The 18,372-nt window shown below is 73.1% G+C and carries 13 protein-coding genes; 8 read left to right on the top strand and 5 right to left on the bottom strand.

The window, feature by feature from the left end; translation table 11 throughout:
• Positions 1–95: 95 nt before the first annotated feature.
• Positions 96–2,078: an RICIN domain-containing protein gene (locus ESG85_RS29100; RefSeq protein WP_246095357.1), complete on the bottom strand. Its 1,983-nt coding sequence runs from the start codon at positions 2,076–2,078 to the stop codon at positions 96–98.
• Positions 2,079–2,643: 565 nt separating this feature from the next.
• On the opposite strand from ESG85_RS29100, the gene ESG85_RS29095 reads away from it, so the two are divergent.
• The 3 genes from ESG85_RS29095 to ESG85_RS29085 all read left to right on the top strand — a co-directional run bounded on the left by ESG85_RS29095 (position 2,644) and on the right by ESG85_RS29085 (position 4,574).
• Positions 2,644–3,132 (top strand): DUF1269 domain-containing protein, encoded by a 489-nt coding sequence (locus ESG85_RS29095; RefSeq protein WP_128984157.1) that lies wholly within the window; start codon positions 2,644–2,646, stop codon positions 3,130–3,132.
• Positions 3,133–3,408: 276 nt separating this feature from the next.
• Positions 3,409–4,050 (top strand): hypothetical protein, encoded by a 642-nt coding sequence (locus tag ESG85_RS29090; RefSeq protein ID WP_128984156.1) that lies wholly within the window; start codon positions 3,409–3,411, stop codon positions 4,048–4,050.
• A gap of 23 nt (positions 4,051–4,073) precedes the next feature.
• Positions 4,074–4,574, top strand: coding sequence for a DUF1269 domain-containing protein (locus ESG85_RS29085; protein ID WP_128984155.1), 501 nt, complete (start codon positions 4,074–4,076; stop codon positions 4,572–4,574).
• 167 nt (positions 4,575–4,741) lie between these two features.
• Here ESG85_RS29085 and ESG85_RS29080 read toward each other — a convergent pair whose 3' ends face one another.
• Positions 4,742–6,019: an arginine deiminase gene (locus ESG85_RS29080; RefSeq protein WP_128984154.1), complete on the bottom strand. Its 1,278-nt coding sequence runs from the start codon at positions 6,017–6,019 to the stop codon at positions 4,742–4,744.
• A gap of 42 nt (positions 6,020–6,061) precedes the next feature.
• Positions 6,062–7,525, bottom strand: a complete 1,464-nt coding sequence (locus tag ESG85_RS29075; protein WP_128984153.1) for a basic amino acid/polyamine antiporter — start codon at positions 7,523–7,525, stop codon at positions 6,062–6,064.
• A gap of 265 nt (positions 7,526–7,790) precedes the next feature.
• On the opposite strand from ESG85_RS29075, the gene ESG85_RS29070 reads away from it, so the two are divergent.
• Positions 7,791–9,947: a DUF2264 domain-containing protein gene (locus tag ESG85_RS29070; protein WP_128984152.1), complete on the top strand. Its 2,157-nt coding sequence runs from the start codon at positions 7,791–7,793 to the stop codon at positions 9,945–9,947.
• 81 nt (positions 9,948–10,028) lie between these two features.
• Here ESG85_RS29070 and ESG85_RS29065 read toward each other — a convergent pair whose 3' ends face one another.
• Positions 10,029–11,348, bottom strand: coding sequence for a D-arabinono-1,4-lactone oxidase (locus ESG85_RS29065; protein ID WP_128984151.1), 1,320 nt, complete (start codon positions 11,346–11,348; stop codon positions 10,029–10,031).
• Positions 11,349–11,626: 278 nt separating this feature from the next.
• Here ESG85_RS29065 and ESG85_RS29060 point away from each other — a divergent pair, with 278 nt between their 5' ends.
• The 4 genes from ESG85_RS29060 to ESG85_RS29045 all read left to right on the top strand — a co-directional run bounded on the left by ESG85_RS29060 (position 11,627) and on the right by ESG85_RS29045 (position 16,595).
• Positions 11,627–12,886 carry an amino acid deaminase/aldolase gene (locus ESG85_RS29060; RefSeq protein WP_128984150.1) on the top strand — a complete coding sequence of 420 codons (1,260 nt, stop codon included), beginning with the start codon at positions 11,627–11,629 and terminating at the stop codon, positions 12,884–12,886.
• A gap of 255 nt (positions 12,887–13,141) precedes the next feature.
• Positions 13,142–13,741, top strand: coding sequence for a TetR/AcrR family transcriptional regulator (locus tag ESG85_RS29055; RefSeq protein WP_128984149.1), 600 nt, complete (start codon positions 13,142–13,144; stop codon positions 13,739–13,741).
• Positions 13,742–13,920: 179 nt separating this feature from the next.
• Entirely contained in the window at positions 13,921–15,948 is a 2,028-nt protein-coding gene (locus ESG85_RS29050) for a SpoIIE family protein phosphatase (RefSeq protein WP_164986346.1), read from the top strand.
• 191 nt (positions 15,949–16,139) lie between these two features.
• Positions 16,140–16,595 (top strand): tellurite resistance TerB family protein, encoded by a 456-nt coding sequence (locus tag ESG85_RS29045; protein WP_128984215.1) that lies wholly within the window; start codon positions 16,140–16,142, stop codon positions 16,593–16,595.
• 103 nt (positions 16,596–16,698) lie between these two features.
• Here the strand turns inward: ESG85_RS29045 and ESG85_RS29040 are convergent, their stop codons facing one another.
• Complete coding sequence (locus ESG85_RS29040; protein ID WP_128984147.1) at positions 16,699–18,114, bottom strand: signaling protein; 1,416 nt, start codon at positions 18,112–18,114, stop codon at positions 16,699–16,701.
• Between the last annotated feature and the right edge of the window lie 258 nt (positions 18,115–18,372).

The raw sequence follows: 18,372 nt of genomic DNA, 5'->3' as shown, positions 1-18,372 counted from the left end.
GTGGCGCCGGTGGACGACCGTGGGGGGAGCCGTCCACCGGCGCCGGGTCGGCCCGGGGGCCGACGTCGTGGTTCAGGCAGGGGTGCGGGCCGGGGTCAGGAGACCTTCTGGACCGTCCACGCCTGGTTCGCACCGCCGTTGGTGCGCTGCAGGTCGAGCAGCCAGCTGCCGTAGTACGCGCGGTTGCTCACCGTCAGGGCGTAGCCGCCGCTCGGGTCGGTCACGGTGACGGCGCCGTTGCGGCCGGACAGCTTCCACTTCTGCGTGGCGGCGTTGCCGCACGTCTGCTGGGCGATCCACATGCCCTGTGCCGGGGCGCCGCCCGTCTGCAGGCACTTGCCGGAGACGGCGGAGCGGATGCGGACGAGTCCGTTGCCCGCGTCGTCGAACAGCCACTGCTGCTGGGCGTATCCGGTGGCCCGCGCCCCGACGAGCACGGTGCCGTCGGCGGAACGACCGCCCCAGACCTCGGCGGCCATGCCGGTGCCCGCGTTGCCCAGGGTGTAGCGGGCGCCGGGGGTCGTCGCCCCGCCGCCCGCGCCGGCCGTACGGAAGGTGGTCGCGGGTCCGGCGCCGCTGTCGCGGCCGGCGGTGTCACGGACCGAGACGGCGACCTTGTACTCGGTGCCGGGCCGGAGGTTGTAGATGCGCAGTGCCTGCGACTGCACCCAGGTCAGGTGCCTGCCGTCGAGCAGCACCTGGTACCAGGCGGCGCCGTCGACCTTGGGCCAGCTCACGACGACGGCCGTGGACTGGATCTGCCCTGCCGTCACCGCCGGTCCGCCGGTGGGCGGCTTGGTGGGAGTGGGCGTGGGGGTGGGCGTCGGGGTCCGGGTGGGCGTCGGCGTGGGGTTCGGGTTGGGCGTGGTGCTGCCGCCGGACCGCATCAGGAACTGGTTGTCGGCGATGTTCCAGTGCGTGGCCAGATAGCTGCCGGGCTTGGGGCTGGTGTGGAAGTAGTCGTCGTGGTTGCAGTCCAGGATGTTCTCGGCGGCCTGGTTGGTGCACACGTACCGCATCTGCGGGTAGTACGGCGTGTCCGAGTAGCACATGACGTCGTACTCGTCCGTGCAGTGCGCGCCGCGGCTGGTGTTGGGCGCGCTGTTGTTCACCGCACCGAGGTTGTGGCCCAGTTCGTGGGCCGCGGTGTGACCGCCCCAGCAGCCGGCGTCGGTACGACCGTACGACGGACCGAAGTTGCTCTGGTTGTTCTGGCCCGGCCGCTCGTCGCCGGCGAAGGTGCCGATGCCGCAGTAGACCTTGGCGTCCGCGAAGATCATGTACTTGCGGTCGCGCCGGTTGAGGCCCTTGTCGGCGAGTGCCCTGTTGGTGGCGCTGAACTCGGCGAGCGCGGAGGCGGAGAGCTCGATGTTGAGCACGGTCGGCGTGCAGTCGGCCGCGGTGACGTAACGGATGTGCCGTACGCCGCCGGTCTCCTTGGCGCTGGTGGAGTAGATGAGGTCGGCGTCGGCCGCCCACTTGCGGAACGAGGCGACGTACTCGGCGTACCGGTCGCGGTCGGGGCCGTGCACGTAGACGACCTGGACGCGGTTGCCGGTGCTGCCGTCGCCGTCGCACTGGACGGTCTGGCCCGCGGGGCCCGCGGCGACGGCCTGGCTTCCGGACGTCGCGGCCGGCGCCGGTGCCGCGGCGGCCGCGGCCTTGGCCCCGGTGGCGTCGGCGGCGGGCGCGTCCTGCGGGCGGGTGGCCGCGGGCGCCTTGGCGGTCACGGCGGGAGCCACGTCCGCCTTGATGTTCACGCCCTTGGGCGGAGCGTCGGGCCCGTGGGTGCAGTGCCCGGCGTCGGTGCGGTAGACGCCGGTGCAGCGGTCGCCCTTGTCGGCCACCTTGAGGCCGTTGTAGACCATGCCGCGCTTGGTGTCGTTGGCGGGCTTCTCGGTGAGGGGCTCCGGCTCCTCGTCCCGGGCCGGTGCCGCGGCCGGCGCGAGGGGTGCCGTCGTGGATCCGGCCTGCGGTATGCCCGCGGACGTACCTGCCTGGGCGTCACCCCCTATGCCGGCGTAGGTGATTCCGGCTGCGATCACCGCCGCCGACGCCATGGCGACGGTGGCGAGCATCAACCCCCTGGGCTTGCGTCTGTGTTCAGACCGCTTCCTGCGATGTCTGGTCATGCGCACCTCAAATCCTTGGTCGGAGGAGTGGGTGGCGGAAGCCTGTCAGACGTTCGCGGTGGAGAATTCGGGCAAACGGGAATGGCCGTCGAGATATCAGAACGTTACCTTCCCGGCTTGATCTGATGACCACTCAACTTGCTGATAGATAAGGCGAGTTGAGGAATCCCACTCGAAAGGTACAGGCCTTTGCGAGGATCTCGTTATCGAATCGAGATATACCGGTTCGAACTGTTGACGGTAATTCAGTCTGCGATTCACCTAATTACTACTTCGCGAATTCCCTCCGTCACGAGCCGTGAGGGACGCCGGCCGCCCCGGGGCGGCCGGCGCACGACGGGACGGACGGGAGGACCCGCACACCCGTCGCCGGCCCGCCACCCGGAGGGACCAACGGGCCGCGATCAGGTCGCGCCCTCGCGGATATCGGGTCAAGCTCGTGCATGCGTGCCCTTTCGGGCGGAACCGCTCCATGGCGGACCGCCGGAGGGGCCGGACGGAGGAGGCGGAAGTGAGCGAGCTCATCGTCATCGGATACGACGACGCCGACGCGGCGGACAGAGCGTCCGAGACGGTACGGGAACTCCAGCGGGACTACGTCGTGCAGCTCAACGGCCTGGCTGTCGTCGGGGTCGACGAGGACGGACGCATCCACGTCGACTCCGACAGCCGGGTCGTGGGCACCACGGCGGTGACGGGAGCCGTGTGGGGCGCGATCTTCGGCATGCTCTTCCTCGTCCCCGGTCTCGGCCTCCTGACCGGCGCCGCGCTCGGCGGCCTCGTGGGCAGGCTCAGCAGGTCCGGTGTCGACGACCAGTTCCGTCAGCAGGTCGCCCATCTGCTGAAACCCGGGGCCGCCGCGCTCGTGATCATGGCCTCCAAGGTCACCGACGACAAGTTCACGCCGGCGATGCGCCGACACGGCGGCACCATCCTCAAGACCTCGCTCAGCGACGAGGACGAGAGGGACCTCGCCGAACAGCTCGCCGGTCCGCGATAGCCCGAGCCGCCCGACCTGCCCAACCCGCCCGACCCACCCGGCGCGGCCCGCCCGGCGCCCCGACGCCGCCGAGGCCCCCGGTGCCGCCGAAGCCCCCGAAACCCCGAAGCCGCCGTTTCCCGGACTCCCCTGCCGCCGCCTCCCCCTCCTTCCCGGACTCCCCCTGCTCCCCCGCTTCCCTGACTCCCTCCGCTCCCCTGCTTCCCTGACTCCCTCCGCTCCCCTGGTCTCCCTGCATCCCCGACCCGAGCCACCCCCTACCGAGAAGACACCACCGTGAACCCTTCACCCGAGCGGCCCAGCCGCCCGGTCCGTTCCCGCGCCGTGAGCGCGGCCGCCGCCGTCGCCCTCATCGCCTGCGGCGCGGCGACGCTCGTCGCCTGCGGCTCCGACGGCGACGACGCGGACCGGACCGGCTTCAGCGAACGACCGACCCTGCCCCTCACCGACTCCTTCAGCGGATCGCCGCCCTCCGCACTCGCCTCCGCGGCCTCAGCGGCCGCCGAGTCCGCCCGCGCCGCCGCCTCGTCCGCCGCCGCGTCCGCCTCCGCCAGGGAAGCCTCCCGCCAGGCGTCCGTCGGGGCGGAGGCCGAGCGCTCGCGCCGCGAGGCCGAGGAGGAACTGGAGGACGTACAGGGGCGCGGGAACGCGCTGGACGAGGTGGCGCTGACCGGCAAGCCCCGGGCGGAGACCAACGGCGTCACGACCGCCGTCCTCACCATCACCAACAAGACCCAGGACACCGCCTCGTACGCCGTCCAGGTCGACTTCGTCGATTCCGCGGGCAAGGTCGTCGAAACCCAGTTCGTCGGAGAGGAGGATCTCGCTCCGGGCGAGCGCAGACAGCCCTTGGTCACCAGCCGGCAGCCCGCAGAGACCGTCCTCACGGCGAGCCTGGCCAAGGCCCAGCGGTACTGACAGCACTGCACAAGGAGATCCGCATGTCCGAGCTCATCATCCTCGGCTACGAGGACCGCGCCGTCGCCGACAAGGCCTTCGCCGAAGTCCAGCGGCTCGGCAAGGAGCACCTGGTCGACCTGACCGGTCTGGCCGTCGTCTCGGTCGACGCGGACGGCAAGACCCACGTGGACACCCCGTCCAGGACCGAGGGCATCGCCCTGTCGGCGACCGCCGGCGCCCTGTGGGGCATGGTCCTGGGCATCCTCGTCCTCACGCCGGGCATCGGCGTCGTGGGCGCGGCCGTCGGCGGCCTGATCGGCAAGCTCCAGCAGATGGGGGTGGACAACAACTTCCGCGGCAAGGTCCAGGAACTGCTCCACCCCGGTGCGTCGGCGGTCGTGATCATGGCCACGAAGGTCACGGAGGACCGGTTCGCCGCCGCGATGGCCCCGTTCGGCGGAGAGCTGCTCAAGACCTCGCTCTCCGAGCAGGGCGAGCGCGAGCTCGCGGAGCAGCTGGCCGGCCCGGAAGCCGCCGCCTGAGGCCCCGCCGCCTCGGCCGGGCCGCCGCGCGCACGGACGGAGCGGCCGGATCCCACGGGACCCGGCCGCTTCCGTACGCCTCAGGACACGGGCGACCGCTCCGTACGCCTCAGGACACGACCGACCGCTCCGCACGCCTCAGCGCGCACCCGGCCGCTTCCCGCGCGTCAGAACGCGACCGGGTCGCGGACCAGCGGGCAGGTCATGCAGTGGCCGCCGCCCCGGCCGCGGCCCAGTTCGGCACCGACGATCGTGACGACCTCGACGCCCGCCTTGCGCAGCAGGGTGTTCGTCTGGGTGTTGCGGTCGTACGTGAAGACGACGCCCGGTTCCAGGGCGACGGCGTTGTTGCCGCTGTCCCACTGCTGCCGCTCCGAGGCGTAGACGTCGCCGCCGGTTCCGATCACCCGCAGCTGGGGCAGGCCGAGGGCCTTGGCCACCACGTCCACGAACGCGGTGCGGCCCTCGTCGGTGATCTCGACTCCCGGCGCCTTGTCGGAAGGGCGCAGGGAGAACGTGTGCACGGCGTCCACGATCTTCGGGTACAGGGTGACGATGTCGCGGTCCGCGAAGGTGAAGACCGTGTCGAGGTGCATGGCGGAGCGGAGCTTGGGCATGCCGGCGACGATGACGTGCTGGGCGGCGCCGCCGTCGAAGAGGGCGCGGGCGACCTGGGTGACGGCCTGACGGGACGTGCGCTCGCTCATGCCCATGAGGACGACGCCGTTGCCGACGGGCATGATGTCGCCGCCCTCGAACGTGGCCTGGCCCCAGTCCTGTTCGGGGTCGCCCCACCACACGGTCGCGTTCTTGTAGTCCGGGTGGAACGCGTAGACCGCCTTCATCAGGAGGGTCTCGCCGTGCCGGGCCGGCCAGTACAGCGGGTTCAGCGTGACTCCGCCGTACAGCCAGCAGGTGGTGTCGCGGGTGTAGAGGGTGTTGGGGAGCGGGGGCATCAGGTACTCCCGTGCGCCGACGCCCTCGCGCGCGAGGGCCACGTAGCCGGAGCGGAAGTCCTCCGGCAGGTCGGCCGTGGACAGGCCGCCGATGAGGAACTCGGCCAGGGCGCGGGGCGCGAGGGAGTCGAGGTAGGCCCGGGTGTCGTCGACCAGGCCGAGTCCGACCTCGTTGGGGACGATCTTCCGGTCGAGGAGCCAGTCCCTCGCCTCGGGGATGGCCATGGTCTCCGCGAGGAGGTTGTGCAGTTCGACGACCTCGACGCCTCGCTGGGTGAGCTTGTTGACGAAGTCGGCGTGGTCGCGCTGGGCGTTCTCCACCCACATGACGTCGTCGAAGAGCAGGTCGTCGGCGTTGGTCGGGGTGAGCCGGCGGTGGGCGAGTCCCGGGGAGCAGACGAGCACCTTGCGCAGCCGTCCGACCTCGGAGTGGACGCCGAGTTCGAGCTTCGCGGCACCGGTACCGGTACCGGTCTCGGGGTGGGTCATGAGCAGCCTTTCCGGTGAAGCGGCGGGTACGGGCCCGGAGGGTCACAGCTCGATCCAGCCGACGGCCAGGGCGACGACGCCGACGACGGCCCCCGCGACGGAGACGGCGCAGATCACGGCCTCCTTCGGGGAGAACAGGCGCCGGTTCTGCTCCCTGCGGGCCTTGACGAACAGGAAGGTGGCGGGGGCGTAGACGATGAAGGAGACGAGGACGAACTTGAGCCCGGCCGCGAAGAGGAGGAACGCCGTGTAGAGGGTCGCGACGGAGGCGACGACGAGTTCGCCGCGCGTGCTCCGCCCGGCGACCTTCTCCTGCCGGGGCCGCAGCGCGATCTTCGCCGCGAAGGCCGCGGCCAGCAGGAACGGGATCAGGCTCAGGGAGCTGGTCAGGTCGAGGGCGAAGGTGAAGGCGTCGTCCGAGAAGGCCGTGACGACCAGGACCACCTGGCTGAGGGCCGTCGACATCAGCAGGGCGGGTACGGGCACGTCGTCCCCGCTCGACCGGCCGAGGAAGCGGGGCATGTCCTCGTCCTTGGCGGCGACGAACAGGACCTCCGCCGCCATGAGGGTCCACGCCAGGTACGCGCCCAGGACCGAGACGATGAGGCCGACGCTGACGAAGACCTTGCCCCAGGTGCCGACGGCCGCCTCCAGGACGCCGGCCATGGAGGGCTGCCGGAGCTCGGCGATCTCGCTCATGGGCAGGATGCCGTACGACACGATGGTGACCGAGGCGAAGATCGCGAAGACGCTGAGGAAGCCGAGCAGGGTCGCCCGCCCCACGTCCTCGCGCCGCCTGGCGTGCCGGGAGTAGACGCTGGCTCCCTCGACGCCGAGGAACACGAAGACGGTGGCGAGCATCGTGCCCCGGACCTGGTTGAAGAGGGAGCCGGCGTAGTCGGCGCCGCCGAAGTTGTCGGCGAACACGGACGGTTCGAAGCAGACCAGCGCCAGGATGACGAAGACGATGATGGGGACGAGTTTGGCGACGGTCACGATCTTGTTGATCGCCGTCGCCTCTTTGACGCCTCTGCGGATGAGGAGGAAGAAGCCCCACAGGCCGACGGAGGACAGGATGATGGCCGGCGCCGTGTCCCCGTCGCCGAGGGCGGGAGCGATCGCGCCGATCGTCGACATGATGAGCACCCAGTACGTCACGTTGCCGACGCACGCGCTGGCCCAGTACCCGAAGGCGGAGAAGAAGCCCAGGTACTCCCCGAAGCCCGCCTTGGCGTACGCGTAGACGCCGGCGTCCAGGTCGGGCCGGCGCACGGCGAGGGTCTGGAAGACGAAGGCCAGCATCAGCATGCCCAGGCCGGCCACCGACCAGGCGATCAGCGCACCCGCGACACCGGTCTCCTGTGCGAAGCGGCTCGGGAGCGAGAAGACGCCGGCTCCCACCATGGAGCCGACGACCATCGCGGTGAGCGTCAGGAGGGTGAGTTTCGCGGCCGGCGCCGTGGGTCCCGCTCCGGCGGTGTCGTCGTGGGTCTCGGCGTGGGCCATGTCGTTCCCTGTCGAAGCGCTCGGACGCTGCGGCGCCGCCATCGGCCCGCCGCACTATGCCCGAACTTATTTCGCTTCAACCCTTTTGTCCTGGAGGCGGGTCCGGAGCGCCGGAGGGTCGACCACCCCGCACGCACCCGAGGGCCGGCTTCATCGATCGAACGATCATCAATGATCGTACGTGCAGGACTTCTTGACGTTCGATCGAGATCCTCCCTAGATTCGGTCCGCCTGACCGGGCCGATCGGACCAAGGAGCGCACGGCATGTCCTCGATACCGCTTCCCCCGGAGGACCGCGTCCTCAGCCCCCGCACCGGCTGGACCCGGGCGCACTGGGAGGCGGTCGCCGACGGGCTGCTGACCGCGGCCCTGCGCCACGCAGGCCCCCGGCACGCCCTGATCGCCCTGCCCGGACCCCGGCCCAGCGTCTCGGGAACCCGGTCGGACGCCCTCGAAGGCTTCGCCCGCACCTTCCTGCTGGCCGCCTTCCGCGTCGCGGGCGCGCGCGGCGAGGATCCGCACGGCTTCCTGCCGCGCTACGCCGAAGGCCTGGCGGCGGGCACCCGCACCCCGACCAGCGACCGCGAGCTGACCGGCGCCGACCCGGTCTCCTGGCTCGCCGTCGGCGACCGCGGCCAGCCGATGGTGGAGGCCGCCTCCATCGCGCTCGCCCTGCGCCTGACCCGCCCCTGGCTGTGGGACCGGCTCGACGAGCCGGTCCGGGAGCGGGTCACCGCCTGGCTGGCCGGAGCACTGCACCACAGGCCCGTCGACAACAACTGGTGGCTGTTCCCGTTCACGGTGGGCGGCTTCCTGACGGAGGTCGGCGCGGAGGCCCGGGCTGGGTTCGGCGCGGGGTCCGGCGCAGAGGCCCGCGCTGGGCTCGGCGCGGAGGGCGGCGCGGAGGCCCGGGCGGGGTCCGGCGCGGAGGCGGCCGGTGGGGAAGTCGTCGGCGCCGCCCGGGCCGCCGTCGAGCGCGGCCTGGCGAAGATCGAGCAGTGGTACCTGGGTGACGGCTGGTACACCGACGGCCGCCCGCGCGCCTTCGACCACTACAACGGCTGGGCCTTCCACCTCTACCCCGTCCTGCACGCCCACCTGGCCGGCGACGGCCGCCTGACGGACGTCTACGGCCCGCGCCTCGGCACCCACCTCGACGGCTACGCCCGCACGTTCGGTGCCGACGGCTCCCCGATGCACCAGGGCCGCTCCCTCACCTACCGCTTCGCCGCCACCGCGCCGCTGTGGGCGGGCGCCCTCACCGGCCACACCCCGCTCACGCCCGGAGCCACCCGCCGCATCGCCTCCGGCGCGCTGCGCCACTTCGTCGACCGGGGCGCGATGGACGCGGACGGGCTGCTCACCCTCGGCTGGCACGGCCCCCATCTCCCGCTCGTCCAGGAGTACTCGGGCCCCGCCTCGCCGTACTGGGCGAGCAAGGGCTTCCTCGGGCTGCTCCTTCCGCCCGGCCACCCGGTGTGGACGGCGGTGGAGGACCCCGCGCCGGTCGAACGCGGGGACGCGGTCGTGCCGCTCGCCCGGCCCGGCTGGCTGATCCAGTCCACCGCCGCCGACGGGGTCGTACGGCTCCACAACCACGGCAGCGACGACCAGCCGGCCGACCAGGTCCTGCCGGACGATCCGCTGTACGCCCGCCTCGCCCACTCCACCGTCACCGGCCCGGTGTTCGACGGCCCGCCCGACAACCACGTGGGCGTCGTCGTCGACGGCGAACTCAGCCTGCGCGCCCGCGTCCGCCCGCTCGGCGCGGGCGACGGCTGGGCCGCCTCCGCCCACCGGCCCCGCGTCCGGGGCGCCGAACTCCCCGGTGTCACCGTGACCTCGGTCGTCCTGGCGGCCGGCGCGGACGAGATCCACGCCCACCTGGTCGCCGGCGCGGAGCCCGGCACGGAGGTACGCCACAGCGGCTGGGCGACGGCGGGCACGAGCGTCGCGGACGGCACGGGGGTCGCGCACGAGACGGGCGTCGCGGACGAGACGGAGGCCGTGGACGGCACGGAGGTCGTGGACGCGACGGAGGACGTGGACGGTACGGAGGCCGTGGGCCGCCCTGGCGGGCTGTCCGCCCGGGCGGTCGCCGCGAGGCCGGACGGTACGAGGCTGGCCTCGTCCATGCGGAACGTCCACGGGTACACCACGGCCCTCACCCTTCCCGTACCGAACGGCACCGCGTACGGGCCGGCGGCCGCGCTGCCCGTCCTCACCGGCAGCACGGACGGGCCGGCCTCCCTGTTCGTCGCCGCGACGAGGCTCTCCGCGAGCGGGCCTTCCGAACCGGAGGCCTCCGTACGCGTGGAGGGCCACCGGATCCGGCTGCGCAGGCCCGACGGCGCCGAACTGGAGGCCCTCCTCACGCCCGAGGCGGTCACGGTCACCGTGAACCACCCGGCAGCCGGCTGAGAACCGTCCGGGCCCGGCGGTGGGACGCGCACGGGCCGGGCCACCCCGCAGGACCGGTTGACGCGGGTGTGCGTCGGCGCGTCACGCCGTGTCCCCCGGTGCGCGGCCGAGGACGCGGTCGAGGTACGGGTTGGAGAAGAGGCCGGCCGGGTCGAGCCGGTCGCGCAGGGCGACGAAGTCGTCGAAGCGTTCGTAGCGGGGCCGGAGGCGTTCGGCGTCCAGGCCGTGCGTCTTGCCCCAGTGCGGCCGGCCGCCGTGGGCGCCGAGGATGTCCTCGCAGGCGCGGAAGTACCGGTCGTAGGGCATCCGGTGGTACTGGTGGAAGGCGATGTAGCAGCTCTCGCGGCCGTACGCGGTGGAGAGCCAGATGTCGTCGGCGGCGGCGAACCGGACCTCCAGCGGGAAGGACACCCTCTCGTCGTGGGTGTCGATCCAGCTCTTCAGCTCCCGCAGCGCCTCGCCGGCCCGCTCCCTCGGGATGGCGAACTCGCCCTCGTGGAAGCGGACGTCGCGCGCGGACGCGAAGACCCGGTGGGACAGGTCGGTCCACTCGCGCGTGGACATGGCGCGGGCGGCGAGGCGGGTGAGGGGCGGCACGAGGGCGGGGAAGCGGGTGCCCAGCCGGTTGAGCCCCTCGAAACCGAGGCCGCTGACGGTCTCGTCGACGCGCCGGCTCAGCTCGCCGATGGGCCTGAGCGGGGTCGTACCGGGCAGGCGGCGGAACCTGCGGGTGAGGGTCAGTTCGCTGTGCGGGAACCAGAAGAACTCGAAGTGGTCGTGGGTGTCGGCGAGTTCGTGCATCCGGTCGAGCGTCTCGGCCACGGGCGCGGTGGCGTCCCGGGCGTGCAGGACGTAGCCCGGCACGCACTGGAGCGTCACGCGCGTGAGGACGCCGAGCGCGCCGAGGCCGACCCGAGCGGCCGCGAACAGTTCGGGCCGCTCGGTGGCCGAGCAGGTGACCACCGATCCGTCGGCGAGGACCAGTTCGAGCGCCCTGACCTGGGTGGCGATCCCGCCGAAGCGGATGCCGCTGCCGTGGGTGCCGGTCGAGATCGCCCCGGCGACGGTCTGCCGGTCGATGTCCCCCATGTTCTCCAGCGCGAGGCCGTGCGCGGCGAGCAGCGGGTTGAGCTTCCACAGGGGCATGCCGGCGCCGACGGTGACCAGACCGCTCTCCGTGTCGACCGCGTACGGCTCGTCCAGCCGGTCGAGCCGCAGCTGGACGCCGTCGGCGACGGCGACCGGGCTGAAGGAGTGCCCGGCGCCGACGGCCTTGAGGCGCAGTCCCTCGCGGGCCGCCTCCTTCACGGCGTCGGCCACCTCGCCCGTACTCGCGGGCCGGGCGACCCTCACGGGACGGGCCTGCTGGCTTCCGGACCAGTTGCGCCAGGTCTCGGTCACGGGCGGATTCCTCTCGACGGGGGCGGCCGGGGCGGCCGGAGCAGCCGGGACGGCGGGGGCACCCGGGCGGCCGGGGCGTCCGGGTACGCGCGGCGGCCCGGTCGCGGGACGGCCTACCGGGGCGACGGCGGGCTTCGGTTGTCGTGCCCCGGATGGTCGTCTTGGTCGGTCGTCCAAGTCAAGGGTCCCGATGTCTTGACTTGGACGACCGACCAAGGACAAGGTGGCCGCGCCTCGGACGGCTCATGCCGCCGCCCCGCCAGGAAGGCAGCCACGCCATGCGCACCCCGCCCCCAGCGCCCCGCATCCGCTCCGCGCCGCACGCGCCCGCCCGCTCCCCCGCCGCCGCGGCCTCGGCTCCGTTCGCCGAGCTGGAGAAGGCGACGGCCGGACTCACGCCGCCGTTCGCGGTCGTCGACCTGGACGCGCTGCGCGCCAACGCGCGGGAGATGACCGGCCGCGGCAACGGCAAGCCCGTCCGGCTCGCCAGCAAGTCGCTGCGCTGCCGCGCGCTGATCACCGAGGTGCTGCGCCTGCCCGGTTTCGCCGGCATCCTCGCGTTCACCCTGCCCGAGGCCCTGTGGCTCGCCGAGCGGGCGGAGGACGTCCTCGTCGGCTATCCCACGACGGACCCCGAGGCCCTGCGCCGGCTCGCCTCCGACGAGACGCTCGCCGCGCGGGTGACGATCATGATCGACTCGGTCGAGCACCTGGACCACGTCACGTCCGTGATCGGCCACGACGGCCCTCCGGTACGGGTCTGCCTCGACCTCGACGCCTCCCTGCGCCTCTGGGGCGGCCGCGTCCACCTCGGGATGCGGCGCTCGCCGCTGCACTCCCCCGCGCAGGCCCGCGAACTGGCCCGGGCCGTCGTCGCCCGCCGCCGATTCCGGCTCGTCGGACTCATGTCGTACGAGGGGCAGATCGCCGGCGTCGGGGACGACCAGCCCGGTCCGCGCGCCGCCCGGGCCGCGCTCCGGCTCGTGCAACGGGTCTCCGCGCGCGAACTGGCGCGGCGCAGGGCCGACGCGATCCGCGCCGTCCGGTCGGTCGCCGACCTGGAGTTCGTCAACGGCGGCGGCACCGGCAGCCTGCACACCACCTCGGCCGAGGCGGCCGTGACCGAACTCGGCGCCGGCTCCGGCCTCTACGCGCCGGCGCTGTTCGACCACTACCGCGCGTTCACGCCGTATCCCGCCGCCTTCTTCGTCCTCCCGGTCGTCCGGCGTCCCGCGCCGCGGCACGTCACGGTCCTCGGCGGCGGCTGGACCGCCTCCGGCCCGGCCGGCGCGGACCGGCTGCCCGTGCCCGTCTGGCCGCCCGGGCTGCGCCTGCTGCCGCGCGAGGGCGCGGGCGAGGTGCAGACACCGCTCGCCGGAGAGGCCGCCGACGCCCTGCGGCTCGGCGACCGCGTCTGGTTCCGCCACGCGAAGGCGGGTGAACTGTGCGAGCGGGTCGACCGGCTGCACCTCGTCGCGGGCGGTCGGATCGTCGACGAGGTCGCCACGTACAGAGGAGAGGGCCACGCCTTCCTGTGACCTCCGCGCCCTCGGCCGGACCGCCGCCGCGCAGGACCGCCCGCCGCGCAGGGCCCGGCTCGGCGTCCTCGGATCGGACGCCGCCCCCCGTCGAGCCTCCGCACGCCGGGGCCGGCCTCGGCGTCCTCGGTCCGGCGGCGCCCCACGTCGGTCCGCCGCGGGCCGGGCACGGTCCGCGCGCCCTGGGTCGACTCCCGTCCCTCTCCACTTCGTAGACTCCTGTCCCTCCGTCCGCAGCACGCCCAGGGAGCCTGCATGACCCGCCTGTCGGCCGACGAACGCCGCGACCAGCTCGTCGAGGCGGCCATCGCCGTCATGATCCGCGACGGCGTCGCGAAGGCGACCACCCGGGCGATCGCCACCGAGGCCGGCGCCCCGCTGGGCGCCTTCCACTACTGCTTCCGCTCCAAGCAGGAGCTCCTGCACGCCGTGATCGACCGGATCATGCGGCGCACGCTCGTCCCCACGGCCACGACGGCCGGGGAGGACGACGGCCGTTCCCCGTACGAGATCATCCGCGGCACCCTGCACGCCTACTGGGACGGCATCCGCCGGAGCCCCGCCGAGCACATGGTGACGTACGAGCTGACCCAGTACGCCCTGCGGCAGCCGGAGATGGCCGAGGTGGCCCGCCGGCAGTACGCGCACTACCTGACCGTGTTCGGCGAGTACCTGGAGGCCGTCGCCCGCGCCGCCGGCATCCGCTGGACCGTCGACGTGCATGTCCTCGCACGCCATGGGTTCGGCCTCCTCGACGGCCTCACCCTCACCTGGCTCATCGACCGCGACGACGCCCAGGCCGAGGCCGCGCTCGACGAGTACGCCCGCTACCTCGGTACCGTGGCCGGACGCTGACCGGGCCGCCCGTCAGCCCGTGGAGCGTGCCGGAACCGGCTCGCTGCGGAGGGAGCACGGGCCGGACGCGGAGCCCGCCGTCGTGACGTCCGGACGCGGAGCCCTTCGTCGTGCCGATCCGGCCGCCGCGCCGCAGGATGGTCGGAGGAGCCGATCGGGTCCGAGGCGAGGAGGTCCCGGTGCCGGAGCCGGAGGACGAGGGCGGCCGCGGGCAGGCTCCGCGGCTGGGGGAGGCGGTCCTGGACGCCGTGTTCACCCAGTCGGACGTGGGACTGCACGTGCTCGACACCGATCTTCGGGTGGTGCGGGTCAACCCGGTGTCCGTCGGCATGCGCGGCCTGCCCGAGGAGCTCCTGGTCGGGCGGCCCGCGGCCGAGGCGTACGCGGCGCTGGGGGTGACCGTCGACGAGGACGCGCTGCGCGACGTGCTGGCGACCGGGCAGCCGGTGAAGGACGCGCTGATCCGCAGCACGCCGCTCGCGGACCCGGGGCACGAGCACGTCTTCTCGGTGTCGGTCTACCGCCTCCACGACGAGACGGGCCGGGTCGTCGGGGTCGTCGCCACCACCCTGGACGTGACCGAGCGGGAACGCGCGAACGCCCGGCTGCGGCTCCTGTACGACGTACGGGAGCGGATCGGCGGCACGCTGGACGTGGAGCGGACGGCCCGCGAGCTGATCGAGGTCGCGCTCGACAACGGTTTCGCGGACGCGGCCGTCGTGGCGCTCACGGACGCGGTGCTCCAGGGCAAGGCACCCGAACTCGCGGACGGTGACGGGATGCTGATGCGCTGTGCGGCCGTCGGTGCCACGGATCCCGGAAGTCCGGTGCCGACGGTGGGCTGTGTGCTCCTGCCCGGCCTCTTCGGCTCGCCGCTGCCGGACGAGCCCGTGCTGGTGCCCTCGGCGGACGGGGTGCGGCTGGTGGCGCCGCTGACGGTGCGGAGCCGCCAGGTGCTCGGCGCCGTGTCCTTCGAGCGCAGGCCGGGCTCCGAGCCGTACGTGGCGGCCGATCTGGACCTGGCGAAGAGCATCACGGAGCACGCCGCGGCAAGCCTGGAGAACGCGCTGCGGTTCACCCGCGAGCACATCGTCATGACGGCGTTGCAGAGCTGGCCGTTGCGGCAGGAGCGGGAGACGCAGCGGGCCGCCGAGATCGCCCAGCGGCACCGGGCCGGGGGCAGCGGGGCCGGCTCGTGGTTCGACGCGCTGCCGCTGCCCGGGGCGCGGGTGGCGCTGGTGGTGGGGCAGGTGGCGCACCCCGGGCTGAGCGCCGTCGCCACCATGAGCAGACTGCGGACCGCCGTGCACAGCCTCTCGACGCTCGACCTCGACCCGCACGAGCTGCTCGCCCGCCTGCACGCGACCGTCCTGCGCCTCGCCCGCGAGCAGGGCGGCGCGAACGACGACCCGGGCGGCCCGGGCGGCGGCGCGGCAGGGCGCGACGAGCCGACGGCGCACTGCACGTTCGTCGTCCACGACCCGGTCACCGGGCGGCTCGACATCGCGCGGGCGGGCACCTCGCTCCTCGCGGTCGTGCGCCCGGACGGCTCGGTGGACACGTCTCCGCTCCCCGAGGGCCCGCTGCTCGGTGAGGAGGGGCCACCGTTCGCCAGCGCGAGTCTCGTCCTGCCGGAGGGAAGCACGATCTGTCTCGCCTCCCCGGCCACGTCGCGGGACGAGGGGCCGACGAACGCCGAACTGGTCGCCGCGCTCGCCGAGGCGGACCGCGGCCCGGAGGCGATGGCGAACGACGTGGCACCGTACCTCTCCCCCGACCGGGTCCTCCTCGTCGCACGCACCCGGCGCCTGCCGGCGGACGACGTGAGCGAGTGGGACGTGCCCGCCGAGCTCCGGGCCGTCTCGCCGGCCCGGCGGCACGCGGAGAAGCGCGTACGGGAGTGGTGGCCGGACGCCGACGCGTTCCCGGTGGAACTCGTGGTGAGCGAGCTGGTGACCAACGCCGTCCGGCACGGCGCCGCGCCGATCACCCTGCGGCTGATCCGGGGCGAGACGACGGTCGTCTGCGAGGTCGACGACGCCGCCCTCGTCGCGCCGCACATCCGCCACGCCAAGGCCTCGGACGAGGGCGGCCGCGGCCTGCACATCTCGGCGAGCCTCGCCGACGGCTGGGGCGTGCGGTACCGGGAGGACGGCAAGACGGTGTGGGCCGAGCTGGACGTCACCCGCTCCCTGGACGACATCTGACGAGGGCTTGCGGCGAGGCTTCCGGCGAGGACGGCGCTTCACGGCTTTCGGTCACGGCTTCCGGTCACGGCTTCCGGTCACGGCCTCTGACGCTCCGCGGAAGAACTTCCGGGACCGGGGAACTCGCAGCCGGCCCGTCACGTTCTACAAGAACGTAGAAGTTGATACACCGACATCGGGAGTACCGCACCATGGCCCTGTGGGACCGCATCAAGGAGTCCGCATCGACGATGCAGACCCAGCTGATCGCCCGGAAGAACGACCTCAAGAGCGGGGCGTTCCGCGACGCGAGCATGGCGATGTGCGCGCTCGTGGCCGCCGCCGACGGGACCGTCGACCCCTCCGAACGCCGTCGCGTCGCCCAGCTCATCGCGTCCAACGAGGTGCTGCAGAACTTCGACGCGACCGATCTGCAGCGCCGTTTCGACGAGAACCTCGACAGGCTCGCCGCCGACTTCGACTTCGGCAAGGTCAGCGTGCTCCAGGAGGTGGCCAAGGCGAAGAAGAAGCCCGCCGAGGCCCGTGCCGTGGTCCAGATCGGCATCGTCATCGGCGGCGCGGACGGCGACTTCGACAAGACCGAGCAGGCCGTCGTCCGCGAGGCCTGTTTCACCCTCGGCCTGCCGCCGCACGAGTTCGACCTGTAGCCGACCGGGGCGTGCTGTCGCCCTTCCGCACGCGCGGGCGACGGTGCCGGTCGTGGTCGGCGCCGCTCCGCGCCCGGACGCGGCCGGGTGCGGAGCGGTCGGCTCAGCTGGTGAAGAAGCCGGCGTCCAGCCCGATCCAGCCGCTGAACGCGCGCTGGTCGTAGATGCGGAGCCGGCCGTCGGTGGTGACCTCCCACCGGATGGTCAGGGAGTCCGTGACCCCCGCGCCGGTGATCTGGCCGACCATGCCCTGCGTCCGGTGGGGCCTGATGTGGGGCGGCAGGGTGAGGATCGTCTCGCCGTTGGTCCACGCGGCGCCGTCGACGCGGGACAGCCGCAGGTGGATGTCGATGCGGTTGCCGGTCTGGCGGTACTGCGGGACGTAGTGGGAGGAGTTGGGCTGGTAGACGGCGGTGTCGTAGTCCAGCTCGGTCCACGGGACGTGGTCGCCGGTGCCGTCGGTGGTGCCGGTGATGCCGAAGAGGGCCATCTTGCGCGGTCCTGGTTCCTGGGTGGCGAAGCCGAAGACGAGTTGCGGCCCGTCGGGCGTCTGGCGGACGGTGAGGGACTCGGTCTCCCGGTGGGACAGGTCGAGAGCGGTGGTGTTGAAGGTCCGCTCGATGATCTGACCGGTGGTGACGTCGTAGACGTTCCACCACGAGTTGCCGGGCCGGGGGTTGGTGCTGCTGTAGGCGCTGCCCTCGTTCTGGTAGACGAGGTCGCCGTAGAGGCACCAGGACTGGGTGCGGTAGCGGGCCGGGAAGCCGTGCAGCGCGGTGAACGTCCGGCTCGTGAAGGCGTCGAGGGCGTACACGCGGTACTCCTCGGCGCCGGGCGCCCCGTGCCGCACCGCGATCCTGCCGTGGGCGACGTCCACGGACGGCGTGACGTGGGAGGAGCCGGGAACGGGGTCGAACACCTCGATCAGCGGGCTTCCGGCGTCGACGATGGCGTCCGGGGTGAACGTGACCCGGCCGACGCGCTTGCCGTAGGCGAAGCCGCTGGTGACGGGGTCCGCGTCGGTCTCGATCCAGAGCCGGGGGCGGCCGTCGGCGTGCTCGACGCCGAGTCCGCCGCCGTGGCCGACGCCCCGCAGGTACATGACGGCGCGGACGGTGCCGTCGGGTGCGACCTCGTTGACGCACAGGTCGCCCCGGCGACCGCGCTCGCCCTCGGGCAGGGTGACGGTCTCGTCGGCGAGCCGGCGGCCGTCACTGATGATCTGCGTCACGTACGCCAGGCCGGTCACCGGGTCGAAGGCGACCTGCTGGTGCACCCTGCCCTGCTTGAGCGCGATCTCCCCGCCGAACAGATCGGTGGGCTGGGAGCGCAGGTCGAACCTGTTCCGCGCGTCGAGGAAGGCGGCGGTCCCGCTCCCGCCGGTCCCGCTCTCGGCGGCGAGGGCGGCGGGGACGGCCGCCGGGGCGGCCCGGTGACCGGCCGCCTGCGCGGGTGTGACGGGCGCGAGGACCGGAGCCGCCACCACGGCGCTCAGGACGGTACGGCGAGACAGCGACATCAGGCGGCCTCTCCCGCGAGGTCGAGGACGACGGCCCCGGTGACGCCGGCCCCGCCGGCCACTGCCTTCGCGGGCACGGATGTCGACAGGCCGCGGCACGGTCTGCGGTCGGAACGACCCTTCATGAGCGTGCGCCCCCCTTTCAAGATCATCAGATGCGGTCCGCAATCCTCGCACACGGCGTGCCTGCGCCCCCCACCGATCGCCCGGTCCCCGCGCCCGTCACCCCGCGCGCGCCACCGTGCGCGCGTCACCGTG

The sequence above is a fragment of the Streptomyces roseicoloratus genome (assembly GCF_004117935.1).
In the GTDB taxonomy this organism is placed as follows: domain Bacteria; phylum Actinomycetota; class Actinomycetes; order Streptomycetales; family Streptomycetaceae; genus Streptomyces; species Streptomyces roseicoloratus.
The sequence above is the reverse complement of the archived record's forward strand: the minus strand, read 5'-3'. Positions and strand labels throughout refer to the sequence as shown.